Source organism: Pedobacter psychrotolerans, from assembly GCF_004340665.1.
Lineage (GTDB): Bacteria > Bacteroidota > Bacteroidia > Sphingobacteriales > Sphingobacteriaceae > Pedobacter > Pedobacter psychrotolerans.
Genome location: NZ_SLWO01000006.1, coordinates 13,535 through 29,489, shown reverse-complemented (window position 1 = coordinate 29,489; position 15,955 = coordinate 13,535). Strand labels below are relative to the sequence as shown.

15 protein-coding genes are annotated in these 15,955 nt (G+C 36.7%); 6 read left to right on the top strand and 9 right to left on the bottom strand.

What is annotated here, in order from left to right; all coding sequences use genetic code 11:
* Nucleotides 1–189 precede the first annotated feature (189 nt).
* Entirely contained in the window at nt 190–840 is a 651-nt protein-coding gene (locus EV200_RS15400; protein WP_132534196.1) for a YceH family protein, read from the top strand.
* Nucleotides 841–842: 2 nt separating this feature from the next.
* Here the strand turns inward: EV200_RS15400 and fabF are convergent, their stop codons facing one another.
* Together fabF and EV200_RS15390 are read right to left on the bottom strand one after the other, a co-directional pair.
* Nucleotides 843–2,093, bottom strand: coding sequence for a beta-ketoacyl-ACP synthase II (fabF, locus tag EV200_RS15395; RefSeq protein ID WP_132534194.1), 1,251 nt, complete (start codon nt 2,091–2,093; stop codon nt 843–845).
* A gap of 295 nt (nt 2,094–2,388) precedes the next feature.
* On the bottom strand, nt 2,389–2,976 hold the full coding sequence (locus EV200_RS15390; protein ID WP_132534192.1) for a TetR/AcrR family transcriptional regulator: 588 nt from the start codon (nt 2,974–2,976) through the stop codon (nt 2,389–2,391).
* 246 nt (nt 2,977–3,222) lie between these two features.
* Here EV200_RS15390 and EV200_RS15385 point away from each other — a divergent pair, with 246 nt between their 5' ends.
* From EV200_RS15385 to EV200_RS15375, 3 genes are all read left to right on the top strand, one after another.
* Complete coding sequence (locus EV200_RS15385; protein ID WP_132534190.1) at nt 3,223–4,134, top strand: helix-turn-helix domain-containing protein; 912 nt, start codon at nt 3,223–3,225, stop codon at nt 4,132–4,134.
* A gap of 82 nt (nt 4,135–4,216) precedes the next feature.
* Complete coding sequence (locus EV200_RS15380; protein WP_132534188.1) at nt 4,217–5,056, top strand: SDR family NAD(P)-dependent oxidoreductase; 840 nt, start codon at nt 4,217–4,219, stop codon at nt 5,054–5,056.
* A 67-nt stretch (nt 5,057–5,123) separates the two neighbouring features.
* The gene (locus EV200_RS15375; RefSeq protein WP_132534186.1) at nt 5,124–5,960 is read left to right on the top strand and encodes an SDR family NAD(P)-dependent oxidoreductase; all 837 of its coding nucleotides are present in this window, start codon (nt 5,124–5,126) and stop codon (nt 5,958–5,960) included.
* A gap of 559 nt (nt 5,961–6,519) precedes the next feature.
* Here the strand turns inward: EV200_RS15375 and EV200_RS15370 are convergent.
* The 3 genes from EV200_RS15370 to mutS all read right to left on the bottom strand — a co-directional run bounded on the left by EV200_RS15370 (nt 6,520) and on the right by mutS (nt 10,374).
* Nucleotides 6,520–6,987, bottom strand: coding sequence for a TlpA disulfide reductase family protein (locus EV200_RS15370; protein WP_132534184.1), 468 nt, complete (start codon nt 6,985–6,987; stop codon nt 6,520–6,522).
* A 147-nt stretch (nt 6,988–7,134) separates the two neighbouring features.
* Nucleotides 7,135–7,632 (bottom strand): C40 family peptidase, encoded by a 498-nt coding sequence (locus EV200_RS15365; protein ID WP_132534182.1) that lies wholly within the window; start codon nt 7,630–7,632, stop codon nt 7,135–7,137.
* A 129-nt stretch (nt 7,633–7,761) separates the two neighbouring features.
* Nucleotides 7,762–10,374: a DNA mismatch repair protein MutS gene (gene mutS / locus EV200_RS15360; RefSeq protein WP_132534180.1), complete on the bottom strand. Its 2,613-nt coding sequence runs from the start codon at nt 10,372–10,374 to the stop codon at nt 7,762–7,764.
* 277 nt (nt 10,375–10,651) lie between these two features.
* On the opposite strand from mutS, the gene EV200_RS15355 reads away from it, so the two are divergent.
* The gene (locus tag EV200_RS15355; protein WP_132534178.1) at nt 10,652–10,966 is read left to right on the top strand and encodes an HPF/RaiA family ribosome-associated protein; all 315 of its coding nucleotides are present in this window, start codon (nt 10,652–10,654) and stop codon (nt 10,964–10,966) included.
* 30 nt (nt 10,967–10,996) lie between these two features.
* On the opposite strand, the gene EV200_RS15350 is transcribed toward EV200_RS15355, so the two are convergent.
* The 4 genes from EV200_RS15350 to EV200_RS15335 form a co-directional block, all read right to left on the bottom strand.
* Nucleotides 10,997–11,737, bottom strand: coding sequence for a menaquinone biosynthetic enzyme MqnA/MqnD family protein (locus EV200_RS15350; protein WP_132534176.1), 741 nt, complete (start codon nt 11,735–11,737; stop codon nt 10,997–10,999).
* 37 nt (nt 11,738–11,774) lie between these two features.
* The gene (locus tag EV200_RS15345; RefSeq protein WP_132534174.1) at nt 11,775–12,398 is read right to left on the bottom strand and encodes a histidine phosphatase family protein; all 624 of its coding nucleotides are present in this window, start codon (nt 12,396–12,398) and stop codon (nt 11,775–11,777) included.
* Between the two features lie 80 nt (nt 12,399–12,478).
* Nucleotides 12,479–13,672: an aminofutalosine synthase MqnE gene (gene mqnE, locus EV200_RS15340; protein WP_132534172.1), complete on the bottom strand. Its 1,194-nt coding sequence runs from the start codon at nt 13,670–13,672 to the stop codon at nt 12,479–12,481.
* A 274-nt stretch (nt 13,673–13,946) separates the two neighbouring features.
* The gene (locus tag EV200_RS15335; protein ID WP_229676850.1) at nt 13,947–14,441 is read right to left on the bottom strand and encodes a lipocalin family protein; all 495 of its coding nucleotides are present in this window, start codon (nt 14,439–14,441) and stop codon (nt 13,947–13,949) included.
* 121 nt (nt 14,442–14,562) lie between these two features.
* Here EV200_RS15335 and EV200_RS15330 point away from each other — a divergent pair, with 121 nt between their 5' ends.
* A complete protein-coding gene (locus EV200_RS15330; protein ID WP_132534170.1) occupies nt 14,563–15,678 on the top strand; it encodes a trans-sulfuration enzyme family protein in 1,116 nt (371 codons plus the stop codon).
* Nucleotides 15,679–15,955 lie beyond the last annotated feature (277 nt).

Genomic DNA, 15,955 nt, shown 5'->3' with positions numbered 1-15,955 from the left:
AAAATCTGTACAATAAGAAATTTAGAACAATTCTATGAAGTAATATTTATGTGTCGTTAAAGCTCTGATTTTAGGTAAAACTTAATCTGTTCTAAATAGAAAATCGTTCATTGTAGCCAACTCTATAAAGAAATCCTGATTTTTTAAAATAATTTCTGAAAATGTAAAGCCAATTTCTATTTTTATCAAATGGAAGAGATTAAAGCACTACCCGATTTATCTGCGGAGGAACAACGTGTGTTAGGTTCATTGATTGAAAAGAGCAGAACTACACCGGATTATTATCCCATGACTTTAAATAGCTTAACAGCGGCCTGTAATCAAAAAAGTTCAAGAAATCCTGTTGTCAATTATGATGAAGAAACTGTTACCCTAACATTGAATGCTTTAAAAATAAAAGGATTAACCTCAACAGCTACAGGTGGTTCAAGCAGAGCAATTAAATATAAACATAACTTGGGAATCGTATATCCACTGGTACCATCTGAACTTTCTATCCTAAGTTTACTGCTGTTGCGTGGACCATTAACACCAGGAGAAATTAACAGTAATTCAGGAAGGCTTTATGAATTCGATAGTATTGAAGAAGTGTTGGAACAACTTCAGAAACTTTCAAATGGTGAGCATGCTTTTGTAAAACAATTGCCGAAGAAAACGGGTCAGAAGGAAGCCCGATTTATTCATTTATTAGGCGAACAAGCCCATACACCAGAAGTAGAAAATCAGACTTCTGAAACAACGATTTTCCAACCCAATGAAGCGTTGGAAAATCGAATTTCAAAACTTGAACAAGAAGTTGAAGACCTGAAAGAACTGGTTAATCTCTTAATGGATAAATAAAACTATGCTTCATATTTTTTGAAAATTGTACTGGCTACATGCCCACCAAAACCAAAAGTGTTATTTAGAACATAATTAATTTCCTTCTCAATACATTGCCCTAAAACGATGTTCAATCCTTCCGGGATTTTTTCATCTAGTTTTGTGGTGTTAATTGTTGGTGGAATAATGCCGTCTCTGATCGCTAAAATACTAATTAAACTCTCCACCGCGCCAGCAGCACCGAGCAAATGGCCTGTCATTGATTTTGATGCCCCGATCACAACAGGTAAATCTCCAAATACTGTTTTTACGGCATTCAATTCGCTCAGATCACCCAAACCTGTAGATGTGGCATGAGCGTTAATATAATCAATCTTATCCGGGGTAATGCCTGCATCATGTAATGCTTTTTTCATACCTAAAGATGCACCCAGACCGTCCGGAGGTGTTCCGGTTAAGTGGTAAGCATCGGCAGCCATTCCGCCACCCACAATTTCAGCATAAATATGAGCACCACGATTTAAAGCATGTTCTAAATCTTCTAAAATTAGTGCTCCGGCACCTTCTCCCATTACGAAACCATCACGGCTTTCATCAAAAGGTCTTGATGCCGTTTCTGGACTATCATTTCGTTTTGATAAAGCTTGTGCTGCACTAAATCCACCAACTGATGCTTCAGTAATTGCAGCCTCCGACCCACCGGCCACCATAATATTGGCTTTTCCTAAGCGAATAGTGTCGAATGCATTTATAATGGCTGTGTTGGATGACGCACAAGCTGAAACGGTGCAATAATTAGGTCCACGTAATTTATGGCGAATGGAGATGGCGCCTGCAGCAATATCTACAATCATCTTCGGAATAAAAAACGGACTGAATCGTGGTGTTCCATCACCCTGATGAAACTCAGCCAATTGCTGTTCAAAAGTAGAGATACCGCCATTTCCAGTTGCCCAGATTACTCCAACTTCAGCCAACTGATCATCACTCATTGATTTAAAATCCAGTCCTGCGTCTGCAATCGCCTCATCAGTTGAAGCAATGGCATATTGCGTAAACGTATCAAATTTTCTAGCCTCTTTTTTGTCTAAAAAAGATTCAGGATTAAAGTCTTTAACCTCTGCGGCAAAATGTGTTTTAAACTTACTGGTATCGAATTTGGTGATTGGTCCAATCCCACTCTTCCCAGCTAAAATATTCTTCCAGAAACTTTCTACTGTATTTCCAAGGGGCGTTATCGCACCCAATCCTGTTACAACTACTCTTTTCATGCTATTTATTGTTCATGGTTCCAAATTAAGAAACCGATTTTTATTTTTTGAGGTGATAATATTATTGGTACAATGACCTGACGCACTTTGATTGAGTAAGATGTGCATCAATTTGATTCAATCTTTAGACTTCTCATTTTACTATTCCTGGCGCAAATATCATGATAATAAGGTTAAAGCGCTCTTCTTTTTTCTCTTCCTGAATGTTCGTTTTATAATCGATTGTCAGTTAGATTTTTATGTTTTGCAACTCATTTGTTTAAATCACTTTTTTAGTCATCATTATCATTTGTGGTTAGCTTAGATTATTGATATATACTTTTAAAGAGTCGATAAGCAGTTCGCAAGTTTCCTTGGTATTGGTTAGTCTGGAAATCATGATTCCACCTTCTATCATCGCAATAACTGTTAAGGCAATTTGTTCTGGATTATATTTAGAGGCTATTTCTTTATTCGAAATCCCATCTTGAATTATGCCCATGATTTGCTTCTTCCAGGACAATAGTGCATTCAATGCTTTTTCCCGGAGTGCCGGATGAGTATCGTCAGCATCAATAGAAGTATTTAGAATTGGACATCCGCCGGGAGAAATTTGACCAACCATTAAACCTTGATATACGATCAAATAAGCTAAAAGTTTATCTTTTGCGGTATGTTGATTATTCATAGCTGCGTTGATTTTCATCTCCATGCTTTTGAAATTATAGTCGAAGGCCGCCAGCGCAACTTCATCTTTATTGGCAAAATTCCCATAGATACTTCCTTTTGTCAATCCGGTTGCGTCAGTCATGTCATTTAATGATGTCCCGGCAAAACCTTTCATGTTAAAGATCGGTGCAATTTTTTCAATGATGTGACGCTTCGTTTTCTCTGATTTTGTCATAATAATTTATCGATTCAAATGTATACCGATCGGTATTTTTAATTGTCATGATGCTGTACTATTCGACTATTAACATTTAAATCTGAATGAGGCTATTAATGCGTCAACATTACATTTTATGGTTTATCGTTATGGGAAGGATCAGCCTTGTAAAAATTCAAACAGAACTTTTCCAAACTTTTGTCACTATACTAAATATCAAATACCACACATTAATCTTAGTTTGAATTTTGTAACTTTGTTTTCATGAGTACAACAGAAACTATTGAAGACTTCTATCAAAAAAAATTTAGTTTTTTACCCGAAAACCTACAGCAAGGTGTTGGCCATTTTAATGTTTTCAAACTAGAAGATTGCCTGCGTGATGATAGTAAACAAATGAGTTATAACCGCAGAGATTTTTATAAAATCGCGTTAAACAGGGGTCATAACATTTATCATTATGCAGATAAAAGTATTGAAATAAATGGTACTGCACTCATGTTTTTTAATCCTTTGGTTCCATATACATGGGAATTAGCAAGTGGTAGTAAAAGTGATATAACTGGCTTTTTCTGTATTTTTACCGAGGCATTCTTCAAAGAAAAAATTCGAGGAAACATCGGTGATTTACCCATGTTTGTTCCCGGAGGTAAGCCTGCATATGCACTTGATGAAAAACAAGATGCTATCGTTTCATCAATTTTCACCAAAATGTTTGAAGAAATAAATACGGATTACATTTATAAGTATGACCTATTAAGAAATTACATCACTGAGATTGCGCATTTTGCTTTAAAAACACAGCCATCGGAAACCTTATTTAAACATACAGATGCCAATACCAGAATAACCGCTGTATTTACTGAATTATTGGAGCGGCAATTCCCTATAGAAACTACTTCACAAAGGTTTACCATGCGCTCTGCAAAGGATTATGCTTCGCAACTTTCAGTTCACGTCAATCATTTAAACCGGGCTATAAAGGAAACCACTGGAAAAACCACGACAAATTACATCACCGAACGTTTATTAAGCGAGGCAAAAGCACTGCTTAAACATACCGATTGGAACATATCTGAAATTGGTTATTGTTTAGGTTTTGAGGAACCAACACATTTTAATAACTTTTTCAAAAAATTAACGAAGCACACGCCTACTTCTTATCGAATTGTTTGAATTTTGTAATGATCAGTTTGAATAGCGTAATATTCAATATCGATTTCCACCTTAATTTTGTCTCAACAAAAAGGATAAAATTATGGGACTTAAAAAAGTTTGGTTTATAACTGGCGCATCAAAAGGCTTAGGGCTGAGTTTAGTTAACCAATTATTAAAAGCTGGTCAGTATGTTGCGGCTACATCCAGAAATATTAATGAATTAGCATCTGCCGTAAATTCTAATTCTGAAAAATTTCTTCCATTAACTGTAAACCTCAGCGATGAACTTAGTGTAGAGCAAGCCATCAATGCTACTATTACTCAATTTGGAAGAATAGATGTAGTCATAAATAATGCTGGCTACGGAATTGGTGGTAGTATTGAAGAACTTACTGATAAAGAAACCCGAGATAACTTTGACGTAAACGTATTTGGAACGCTAAATGTAATCAGGAAGGCTCTTCCCCATTTAAGAGCGCAAAAATCAGGACACATCATTAACATTTCATCTATTGCTGGCATCAATGGTGCCACCGGATGGGCAATTTACGCTGCTACAAAAGCAGCAGTGATAGCATTTTCTGAAGTTTTAGCAGAAGATGTTAAAGCATTCGGAATAAAAGTAACTGTTGTCGCACCAGGCGCATTCAGAACGAGTTTCCTCAAACCAGAATCATTAATACTCACCGAAAATCCAATTGAAGACTATGAAGATGTGCGTACGGCACATGCCAGATATTTAAAAATGGATGGAGTGCAGGCAGGAGATCCTGAAAAAGCCGCTGCCGCGATGATTTCGCTGGCAAGCATGCCAAACCCTCCCGTTCATTTACTTCTGGGAAATGATGCATTAATTAGGGCAACATCAAAGTTAGATGCATTATTAGAAGAAATCCAAATTTGGAAAGCGATCACGATTTCTACAGATTTAGATGAATAATCAGGTATTGTATTCAACAAGGAGTATACATCTGATCACGATAAAAAGTAAAAAAATACAATAAATTATGGAAAACAAAAAAGTATGGTTTGTTACCGGGGCATCAAAAGGACTCGGACTAACATTAGTTAAAAAATTATTAAGCATTGGTTATCAGGTTGCTGCAACTTCTAGAAATCTAAATGATCTATCGAAAGCAGTTGGCGATGACGAAAACTTCCTGCCCTTATCGATGGATTTGTTAAATGAAGAAAGTGTAGAAACCGCTCTGAACAAAACCATAAGCAAATTTGGTCAGCTGGATTTTCTAGTCAACAATGCTGGTTATGGAATGCTAGGTGCATTGGAAGAATTGAGTGACAAAGAAGCTCGGGAAAACTTTGATGTCAATGTTTTTGGTTCGTTAAACGTGGTTAGAAAAGCATTGCCGCAAATGAGGAAACAGCAATCAGGACATATTTTTAATATCTCTTCTATTGGTGGTTTCACTGGAAATTTTCCCGGATTTGGGATTTATTGCGCTACAAAGTTTGCTGTGGCTGGTTTTACAGAATCACTTGCTGCTGAAGTTAAGTCTTTTGGGATTAAAGCAACAGTTATTGAACCTGGATATTTTAGAACTGAATTTCTAACTTCCGGATCACTGGCAGTTCCGGCAAATCCAATTGATGCGTATAAAGAAGTGCGAGACTCACAAGCGGCACATCAAAATGACATCAACAGCCAACAACCTGGAGATCCAGCTAAAGGCGCAGATGTAATTATTGCAGCTGCTGAAAGTGAAAATGCCCCATTACATTTATTCCTGGGCCCGGATGCTTACTCGCTAGCAGAAGCTAAAATAGCCGATGTGCAGAAAGACATGGAAACCTGGAGAGCTTTAGCGACAGCAACAAATTTCTAACCTCTTCAACTGACGAAGTTTAGTTGCCTGTGCAACGGAAAACTTCGTCAGTTTAAAACAGTAGTTTCTACTATTCTCGAACGTCTTTGCTAAAACATTTTCCGATCCTTCAACGGTAATGTTCGTGACAATCTCACCTTTGTTTTGCAACGATCCACCTTAAGGGAGGTTGCCATGAAACGGAGAAAAACCGTTTCGCGCAATGACGACTAGGTCAGTTTGGCACTATTTTCACCTCCATGAACTTCTTTGCGAGGAGGCACGACGAAGCAATCTCATTTGCGATTTCTTCGATGGAGATTGCTTTAGCAGATGAAGAATCAGCTTCGCAATGACGATTCCGCGAGAGATGCACTAAATAAATCGTCATGCTGAATTTAGTTCAGCACCTTACTATAATAAGATCCTGAATCAAGTTCAGGAGGACGATCCCCTAGTAGAATCGTCTTTGCGAGGAGGCACGACGAAGCAATCTTATTTGCGACTTCTTCGATGGATATTGCTTCAGCAGATGAAGAATCAGCTTCGCAATGACTATTCCGCGAGAGATACACTTAACTTACTTAAAGTCCAATAGCGTATTTTTCAATTCTGTTTCCGTAAACTCTTTCTCGTAAAATTTCCTCCTCTTCTTATTTACAAACAGAGTTGCAGGAATCGCTCCAGACCAATGTTCATCAACACGTTGAATATCAGCTTGTCGGTCTGATGCATTCAAAATAAACACTTCAGCATTAATGTTATTTTTCTGAACAAAAGGAATTACTTCTTTTTGTAATTTTGATTTAAAATCTAAACTGATCAAGAGCACCTTAACAGGATTTTTTACGTTGGCCAAACGCAACTTTTCAAAGTTGGGAAGTTCTGCTACACATGGAGCACACCAGGTTGCCCAGAAATTAATAACATAGGTGGTATCTTTTCCGTTGGTCAGACGTTTATCCAAATCTTCAAGAGTTAGTAATTTTACTTGAGCGCTAGCTGAATAAGCAATTAAAGATAGGTAGATTATAAAAAATATGCGCATAGTTTTATAACGAATTTAGAAGGTTTTAGTCGCTCGTCACCCTGAATTCATTTCAGGGTCTTTCTTTTGGTTAGATGCTGAAATAAATTTACTCCGTAGCTTTCCACTGCGCTACAGGTCAGCATGACGATAAGCTTAAAAAACTATTTAATTAACAGAACCCGATTTAACCAAAACCCTTTGATAGGCTGGCAGATTCAAATCATCTACAATTACCCCTCTGTTTGTGCTGGCATGAACAAAAAAACCATTATTTAAGTAGACCCCAACATGGTCAACATTACTGCCTCCAAAAGAGAAAAACACCAAGTCACCTTCTTTTAAATTGTCAACACTTTTGTGTTTTACTACGCTTGCCTGATCACGGGAAATTCGAGGTAAGGTAACACCATAGATTTCTTTCTCCAGTAAAAATGCGAAACCAGAACAATCTATACCACTTTTATCCAATCCACCGAAACGGTATTTTACGCCTGTCCAATCTGTAATGAATTTATAAAGTTGTTTACTTTTTAAATTAGACATGGCATCAGCAGCCTTTGCTGCTTTGGTATCACTTTTAACTGTATATTTTCTGGAACCACAAGCAGTTATAAGGAGTGAGAGCATTAAAATTAACCCAAAAGAGTATTTTGTTTTCATCATATCTCTAATATTATTTGCCGCAAATTCGCAGATTTAATTTTTATTTTTATCACAGGAATAAGTTTTCAAGGCGTGATTCCGTAAAATCATATTACTTTGCCTAATAAAATCTGCGAATCTGTGGCTAACCTAATTCTTTATCAGCCTTTGTATTTCATCTAATTTTAACAAAGCCTCTACGGGTGTTAACGCATTAACATCCAAATTATTTAGCGTATCTCTGATTTTTACCAAAACAGGATCGTCAATAGCGAACATTTGTAATTGATAAGCCTGGTTCTGAACTTTTTTGATACTATCTTTAATACTCTGTCCCTCTGTTCTATCGATTTCCAATTTCTTTAAGATCTCATTTGCCCTGCCAATCAATTTTGGTGGCATACCAGCCATTTTTGCTACATGAATACCGAAACTGTGTTCACTTCCTCCTGGAATTAACTTCCTCAAAAAGATCACTTTATTGGTCATTTCCTTAACAGATACATTAAAATTCTTAATACGGGGCATGGTATTGGCCAACTCATTTAATTCATGATAATGCGTGGCAAAAAGTGTTTTTGGTCTGGCTGTTGGGTGTTGATATAAAAATTCTGCAATGGCCCAGGCGATGGAAATGCCGTCATATGTACTTGTTCCACGCCCGATTTCATCTAATAAAATCAAACTATCATCTGAAATATTATTTAAGATGCTGGCTGTTTCATTCATTTCCACCATGAATGTACTTTCGCCCGAAGAAATATTATCAGAGGCACCAACACGGGTGAAAATTTTATCAACAATTCCCACTTCAGCATCTTTTGCTGGTACAAATGAACCCATCTGCGCCATTAAAACAATTAATGCCGTTTGGCGGAGAATTGCTGATTTACCCGCCATATTGGGGCCGGTTATCATAATGATTTGTTGAGAATCGGTATCCAGATAAACATCATTGGTAATGTATTCCTGGCCAACTGGTAACTGTTTCTCAATTACTGGATGTCGACCACCCTTAATATCCAACACTTTATTATTGCTTACCTTTGGCTTATTGTAATGATTCTTTTTAGCCAGTTGAGCGAAGCATAGCAAACAATCCAATTGTGCGATCAGAAATGAATCCAATTGAATCGGTTTGATGTAGCCCGCTGTTTCATACATCAGTTCATTGTATAAACGAATTTCAATGGCCAGAATTTTTTCTTCAGCACCCAGAATCTGATCTTCATATTCTTTAAGTTCGGGCGTAATGTATCGCTCTGCATTTACCAGGGTTTGCTTACGAATCCAGCCTTCAGGAACTTTATCTTTATGGGTGTGTGTTACTTCTAAATAGTAACCGAAAACATTATTAAAAGCAATTTTTAGCGATGGAATTCCAGTAGCTTCCGCTTCGCGTTTTTGAATCTGAACCAGATAATCTTTACCGCCAAAGGCGATTTTTCTCAAACGATCAAGGTCTTCATCTATACCATCTGCAATTACATTTCCTTTAATTAATACAGCGGGAGGTTCAGGTTGTAATTCTTTTTCAATGCGATCTCGAATGGCTAGACAAGGATTTAATTGGTCGGCTATTTTAATTAAAAAAGGATTTTTAGAATCGGCAGCCAGCTTTTTAACAGACTCGATATGGTAAAGTGCTCTTTTTAAAGCCACTAATTCCCTCGGGCCAACTCGCTGTAATCCCACTTTAGAAATCAATCGCTCTAAATCACCAATTTGTTTAATATGTGTTAAAAACTCTTCCTGTAATTCATGATTTGTAACGAAATAATCAACCATTCCCAAACGTTCCTGGATAGGTTTTAGCTCCTTTAGCGGCATAATAATCCACTTTTGCAACAAACGGGCACCCATCGGAGTACAGGTGTGGTCGAGAATATCAAATAAAGTTACCGCATTATCGTTTGGTGAGTTCACCAGTTCCAGGTTACGAATGGTAAACCTGTCCAACCACATATAGCGATCTTCTTCAATTCTGCTGATCGATGTGATATGTTGTAAGTTGCGGTGCTCTGTTTCACCTAAATAATGAAGGACAACACCAGCTGCCACAATACCACTTTGAAGTCTATCTACACCAAATCCCTTTAAGGAAGTGACATCGAAATGCTTCATTAGCGTTTCATTTCCATAATCAGAGGTGAAAGGCCAATCATCTAAACCAAAAGTGTAAAAACGGTCACCAAAATTTTCGGTAAATGTTTGCCTTTTAGATTTCTGAAATATCACTTCAGTAGGCTTAAAACCTTGCAAAAGCTTATCAATGTAATCACTATTTCCTTGGGCAATTAGAAATTCACCTGTAGAAATATCCAGAAAGGAAACGCCCAGTTGTGTTTTATCAAAGAAAACACAGGCCAGAAAATTATTCGACTTTTGATTGATGATATTATCACCATAAGCCACACCAGGAGTAACCAGTTCAGTAACACCACGTTTCACAATAGTTTTGGTTGCTTTAGGATCTTCTAACTGATCACATATCGCTACACGCTGGCCTGCCCTAACTAATTTTGATAAATAATTATCTAAAGAATGATGCGGAAAACCTGCAAGCTCTAAAGCGCCTCCATTTGGTCCGGTGCCTCTTCTGGTTAAAACAATGCCTAAAATCTGAGCTGTTTTTATGGCATCTTCGCCAAAGGTTTCGTAAAAATCTCCTACCCTGAAAAGTAGTAATGCACCCGGATACTTCGCTTTTATAGCGTTGTACTGTTGCATTAATGGGGTTTCCTTATTCGTATCTTTAGCCAAAACTGAAATTAATTTGCAAAAGCTATAAAGATAACATGATTATGCAATGGGGAGGTATTTTGTTGAAAAATTGAATAAATGTTGGAATGTTTTAAAACTGAAAAGTATCTGTGATTAGCAAATTAAATATGATCGAAAATATAAAATATTACTCGATGTAAGTTTTGAAATTAAAGTCAATCTGATAACCAATTGGTTACAATTATACAGCTGCTATTTAAAACGTTTTGTTGTTCGGTTTGTTAATCAAATATAGTTTAACCTTAATATTAAAATTATGACGATTCAACTTAACACCGACAAAAATTTAACCATACACCAGGAATACGAAGAAAAAATTAAAGGTGCCATTACAGATGGATTAGGCCGATTTGATGATTTACTTACGCGGATCGAAGTACACCTTTCCGATGAAAATGGAAGTAAAGATGGTTTAGATGATAAACGTTGTTTATTAGAAGCGAAAATAGTTGGTAAAGAACCTATCGCCGTAACTAACCTCGGTAACACTTATGATTTGGCACTAAGCGGCGCTATCTCGAAGTTAAAAAGTAAACTGGAAACGATTGCTGGAAAGCTTAAGACACACTAGAAATATAAAAGGCAATTTATTTGCCTTTTTTTATGCCTCCACTTTTTCCAGTTGATCAATGTATTTTAAAAATAAATTCATGGCTTGCTTCCGCTCTTCAGTTGCATCAAACTGGAGTTTATCATAGAGGTAATCTTTCAGATCGAAGTTAGATACGGTTGGTAAATCTTTTAATACTTCATTTCGATGTTCCAAACCAAATTTTAAAGCCGCATTAAACTCAGCTTTAAATTCATCAGAGATCTTTTTATTGGCTACCCAGGCTGCATACATAAAAGGCAAACCGGTGAAATTTTTCCACTCTTCACCCATATCATAAGCAAAAGCAAAGTCATCTTTTTTGCCAAAAGTTCTATCACCTATTAATACCAAAGCATCTGTATCAACCGTTTGATCAGTGGTGAAATCAACCTCCTTCTTCCAGTAAAATTTCAGCAAAACTTTAGCCAGATTATTTGATGTTCTGGAATGCGCATCTAATTTTAATGTTTTGATTTCCTCAATAGGGACATTGCTAAATATAAACACCGAATTGACCGCACCATCACTTCCTATGCAATAATCGGCGACAATGTTTGCATTAGGCACCAATGGAATTGCAGCCACGGGCATTAATCCCATATCTACCTCACCACTAATTACTTTAGCAGCACAATCTGAAGGAATATCTAAACTTAAATCGATTTTATTGATAATATCCGAATGTTCCAATCCGTATATAAAAGCTTTTGTGTTGGTATAGGCAACAGCCGATATTTTAATTTTATTCAAGGTATTATTTTAATGTTTTGCGCTAAGCTTTAGCGCATTATCCAATCACTAAACCATCCAAATGAACGGCACTATTAAACTCAAGAACGGAGAACTTTCCATCTTCAAAACCCATTTTATATAGAACTGTATTCTGATGAGGAAATTCGGTCATTTCACTTAAAGGTTTCCCAAGCAATAGGCAGAGAAATACACGCATGGCTCGTCCATGCATGCAAAGCAAAACTGTTTTTTCTTCAGGACGTGTAGACAGTACTTCCATTGGGTGCTTTAAACGTTCATATACATCCTGAACACTTTCACCGCCATCAAAATGGGCAGTATAATCACCATTTTCCCACGATTCTAACATATTACGAAAAGCTTCACGTGCTTTTTCACTGTTCGGCTGACCTTCCCAAACGCCCCAGGCCAATTCATCCAGGCCTGAAAGTTTTTCCCATGGTAAACCAGAATCGATAAATTTTTGAACAGTTTGCCAGGTACGTTTTAAATCTGAAGTATATACTTTATCAAAACGAATGTCTTTATATCGTTGATAGAAAGCTTCAGCTTGCGCTCTGCCCGTATCATTTAGATCAGAATTTATACCCCTACCTTGTACTATGCCTTGTTTGTTCAGTTCCGTTTCGCCGTGGCGTATAATATAAATACTCTTCATTTAATGATTGGATTTTGAGTTAGAATGATAGAATTTTGGTCCGTGAAGTATTCACTCATTCAAAACTCATTCATTCAAAATTAATTTACCACGGGCAACTTATAATATTGTGGCTTTTTTTCTTCTTCAAAAACAACATTTTCAAAATCGGTTACCACATTATAGAGTGTGTCACGTTCAATTGCAATTCTGCCAACTTGTTTAATCAGATTGACCAGTTCTTTGGTACTCATTGCTGGCGTTTGCTCTTCGGCTCCAGCCATAGAATAAATTTTAGTGGTATCATCTAAAGTACCATCAATATCATCTACTCCATAATTTAATGATAATTGTGCAGTTTCCCTGCTAATCATTGCCCAGTAAGCCTTGATATGGTCAAAATTATCCAGATAAATTCGTGCAATGGCATAGTTTCTCAAATCCTCAATGACAGAAGATTCAGCTACATTGCTCATCTGGTTGTTTTGATTTCTAAATTTTAATGGAATAAAAGTTTGGAAACCACCAGTTTTATCTTGCAATTCACGAAGTTTTTCCATGTGATCTACCCGATGCTCAAATTTTTCAATATGACCATAAAGCATGGTGGCATTACTTCTCATGCCTAACTTATGCCATTCTTCATGTATCGCTAACCATTGCTCTCCGGTACATTTATCTTTGGCAATTTGCTCGCGGATTTCCGGATGGAAGATCTCGGCTCCACCGCCTGGCATAGATTGTAAGCCTGCATCCTTCATCAATTTCATACCAGTAGCATAATCTATTTTTGCCTTTTTGAAAATATAATGGTATTCAACTGGGGTTAAGGCTTTTACATGTAATTCTGGACGGTGTTCTCTAATTGCAGTAAACAGTGCGGAATAGAACGCGACATCATACTGCGGTAAAACACCACCTACGATGTGTACTTCAGTTACAGGTTCATGGTCGTATTTCTTTACGATATCAAGCATTTGCTGCATCGTTAAAGCCCAGCCTTCTTCTTTTTGTTTAATTAGGCGAGAATAAGAACAAAATTTACAATCGTAAACACAAAGATTAGTAGGTTCCAAATGGAAATTTCGATTAAAATAGGTTTTATCGCCATGTTTTTCTTCCCTGATAAAATTGGCTAAAACACCCAAGTAACCTAATTCTGCGTGCTCGTAGAGGTAAACACCTTCATTAAAAGTAATACGTTCTTTATGAAGGACTTTATACGCTATGTTTTGTAATTCAGTTGATAATGATGTATCAGCTAATATTTTTTCAACTTGTTCAGTTGTATTCATTCCTGATTTATTTTAGACAAAAATACAATATTGAGGCGATTTGAAAATCATTTTCTTGTAACAAACGGACATTATTGGTTCGATATAGCTATGAGTTCATTAATCATTTCTCAGGTACTTCAACTCAACGCCTAAATTTTATTTAAAAATAAAGAAGATTTACATTTGACTTAATGCCCAACTAATAACCAATGATTAATGAACCATTGAACCAATAAAAAAAAAGCACCTCCTTTCGGAAGTGCTCTCAATATATGTTTTTCGTAGGTAATGTTTAATTTGCTGCTGGTGAAAACGTCAAAACGATATTTGCTGTTTTGCCACCAAACTCGATTGGAGATTTCATCACCATATTGCCTTTAGATAATTGAGTTAAAACCAAACGGTAACCTTCAGTTACGTTTTTAGCTTTGTCACCTTCAAATATTTTTTTGAATTGAAAAGTTTCTTCTGAAGGCGTTGCAGACCAGAATATGGTTTGCATCACTGAACCACAAGTACTTGATGCAGGCAATGTATAAGAGCCATTTCCGCTATTGGTTAATTTCCAGGTACTGCCTTGGAAACATTTATAAGATTTTTCACCAAATAAACCTTGAACGGCTTGATCAGGAAGACCTTCTAAGGTTACGTTGTTTAATACCCATGTACCAGTAATTGTACCTCTTCCACCATTAATACCTGTTGTAGCATTTTTAGTTGAAGAACAACTTTGTAACATGATCAAAGTAGAACATACTATCGCAATAGCTATAAATAATCTTTTCATTTTAGTTTTTTTTAATTTTGAGAAAACAGATACATAAATCTTGCCAAAACAATTTTGAATTTTATTTTAACACTAAATTATTAAATTGCCACCAGATTAATCTACCTTAAAAAGAATCGTTATGAAACCCGAAACCCTTGCTATTCACGCCTCTAATCTTGTAAAAAACACAACCGGTGATGTTACACCACCCATAAATTTATCTACAACTTTCTTTCGGGATGAAAACGGTGGATATCCTGGTGGTCATATGTACAGCCGTGTGAGTAATCCAAACAGGTCTGCTTTAGAAAATACTGTAGCGAAATTGGAATATGGCGAAGATGCTGCAGCTTTCGCTTCAGGCAATTATTGTGGCATGGCTTTGTTTCAGGCGCTAAAACCTGGTAGTCACATCATCGCTCCAGATGATATGTATTGGGGAATTAAAAAGCAGCTGCTTACCATTTATCATGAAACACTGGAATTTGATTTTGTTGATCAAACTGATTTAAACCTGATCAAATCAGCTGTAAAGCCAAATACTAAAGTAATCTGGATCGAGACACCATCTAATCCTTTACTAAAGGTTACTGACATTGAGGAAATTTCTAAAATAGCCAAAGCAAACCAGGCTACATTGGTTTGCGACAGTACTTTTGCCTCTCCTATCTTACAAAACCCCATTTTGCTGGGCGCAGATCTGATCATGCATAGCAGCACAAAGTATCTTGGTGGCCATAGCGATATATTAGGTGGAATTTTAGTGACAGCTAAAAAAGATGAGCTTTGGGAAAAAATCAAAAATATCCAACAAACGGGTGGAGCCGTGCCTTCTCCATTTGATTGCTTTTTACTTTGCAGAAGTATTAAAACCTTGGCTTATCGCATGAAAGGACATTGTGAAAATGGAAAAAGAGTAGCTGAGTTTCTGGATAAACATCCAAATGTAGAAGCTGTTTTTTATCCCGGATTGGAAACCCATCCTCAACATGAAATTGCGAAAAAGCAAATGAAAGATTTTGGCGGGATGATGTCTTTTTTAGTTAAGGGTGATGTTGATGCCACCAGACTGGTAGTGAATAAAGTAAAATTATTTGCACAGGCAACAAGTTTAGGTGGTGTAGAAAGCTTAATTGAACACCGTTATTCTGTGGAAGGTCCGGATAGTAAAACGCCTAAAAATTTGTTGAGGATTTCAGTCGGACTGGAACATGTTGATGATATTATTGCAGATCTGGAACAGGCCTTAGGGTAATTTATATCAGTATTTCGACTAAAGTGGAGAACCACTAGGTGCTCAGCGAAGCTAAATATTTGAACTGAATGAGTTGCGTTTACTTAAGCGGCAACTCTGATTATACTGTCATTCTAAGGAGCGAAGAATCTGCACCTATGAAACAGATTCTTCGTTCCTCAGAATGACAAAGTTAAAAAATAATACTACTTGATCGAGTTGCCTTTACTTAAGCGGCAACTCTGATTATACTGTCATTCTAAGGAACGAAGAATCTGCAATCTATAAAACAGATTCT

Excerpts from the sequence above, each read along its gene's own strand:
- EV200_RS15375 (WP_132534186.1), top strand. The coding sequence starts at position 5,124 with ATGGAAAACAAAAAAGTATGGTTTGTTACCGGGGCATCAAAAGGACTC.
- fabF (WP_132534194.1), bottom strand. The coding sequence starts at position 2,093 with ATGAAAAGAGTAGTTGTAACAGGATTGGGTGCGATAACGCCCCTTGGA.
- EV200_RS15345 (WP_132534174.1), bottom strand. The coding sequence starts at position 12,398 with ATGAAGAGTATTTATATTATACGCCACGGCGAAACGGAACTGAACAAA.
- mqnE (WP_132534172.1), bottom strand. The coding sequence starts at position 13,672 with ATGAATACAACTGAACAAGTTGAAAAAATATTAGCTGATACATCATTA.
- EV200_RS15330 (WP_132534170.1), top strand. The coding sequence starts at position 14,563 with ATGAAACCCGAAACCCTTGCTATTCACGCCTCTAATCTTGTAAAAAAC.
- EV200_RS15385 (WP_132534190.1), top strand. The coding sequence starts at position 3,223 with ATGAGTACAACAGAAACTATTGAAGACTTCTATCAAAAAAAATTTAGT.
- EV200_RS15390 (WP_132534192.1), bottom strand. The coding sequence starts at position 2,976 with ATGACAAAATCAGAGAAAACGAAGCGTCACATCATTGAAAAAATTGCA.
- EV200_RS15335 (WP_229676850.1), bottom strand. The coding sequence starts at position 14,441 with ATGAAAAGATTATTTATAGCTATTGCGATAGTATGTTCTACTTTGATC.
- EV200_RS15380 (WP_132534188.1), top strand. The coding sequence starts at position 4,217 with ATGGGACTTAAAAAAGTTTGGTTTATAACTGGCGCATCAAAAGGCTTA.
- EV200_RS15365 (WP_132534182.1), bottom strand. The coding sequence starts at position 7,632 with ATGATGAAAACAAAATACTCTTTTGGGTTAATTTTAATGCTCTCACTC.
- EV200_RS15400 (WP_132534196.1), top strand. The coding sequence starts at position 190 with ATGGAAGAGATTAAAGCACTACCCGATTTATCTGCGGAGGAACAACGT.
- EV200_RS15370 (WP_132534184.1), bottom strand. The coding sequence starts at position 6,987 with ATGCGCATATTTTTTATAATCTACCTATCTTTAATTGCTTATTCAGCT.
- EV200_RS15355 (WP_132534178.1), top strand. The coding sequence starts at position 10,652 with ATGACGATTCAACTTAACACCGACAAAAATTTAACCATACACCAGGAA.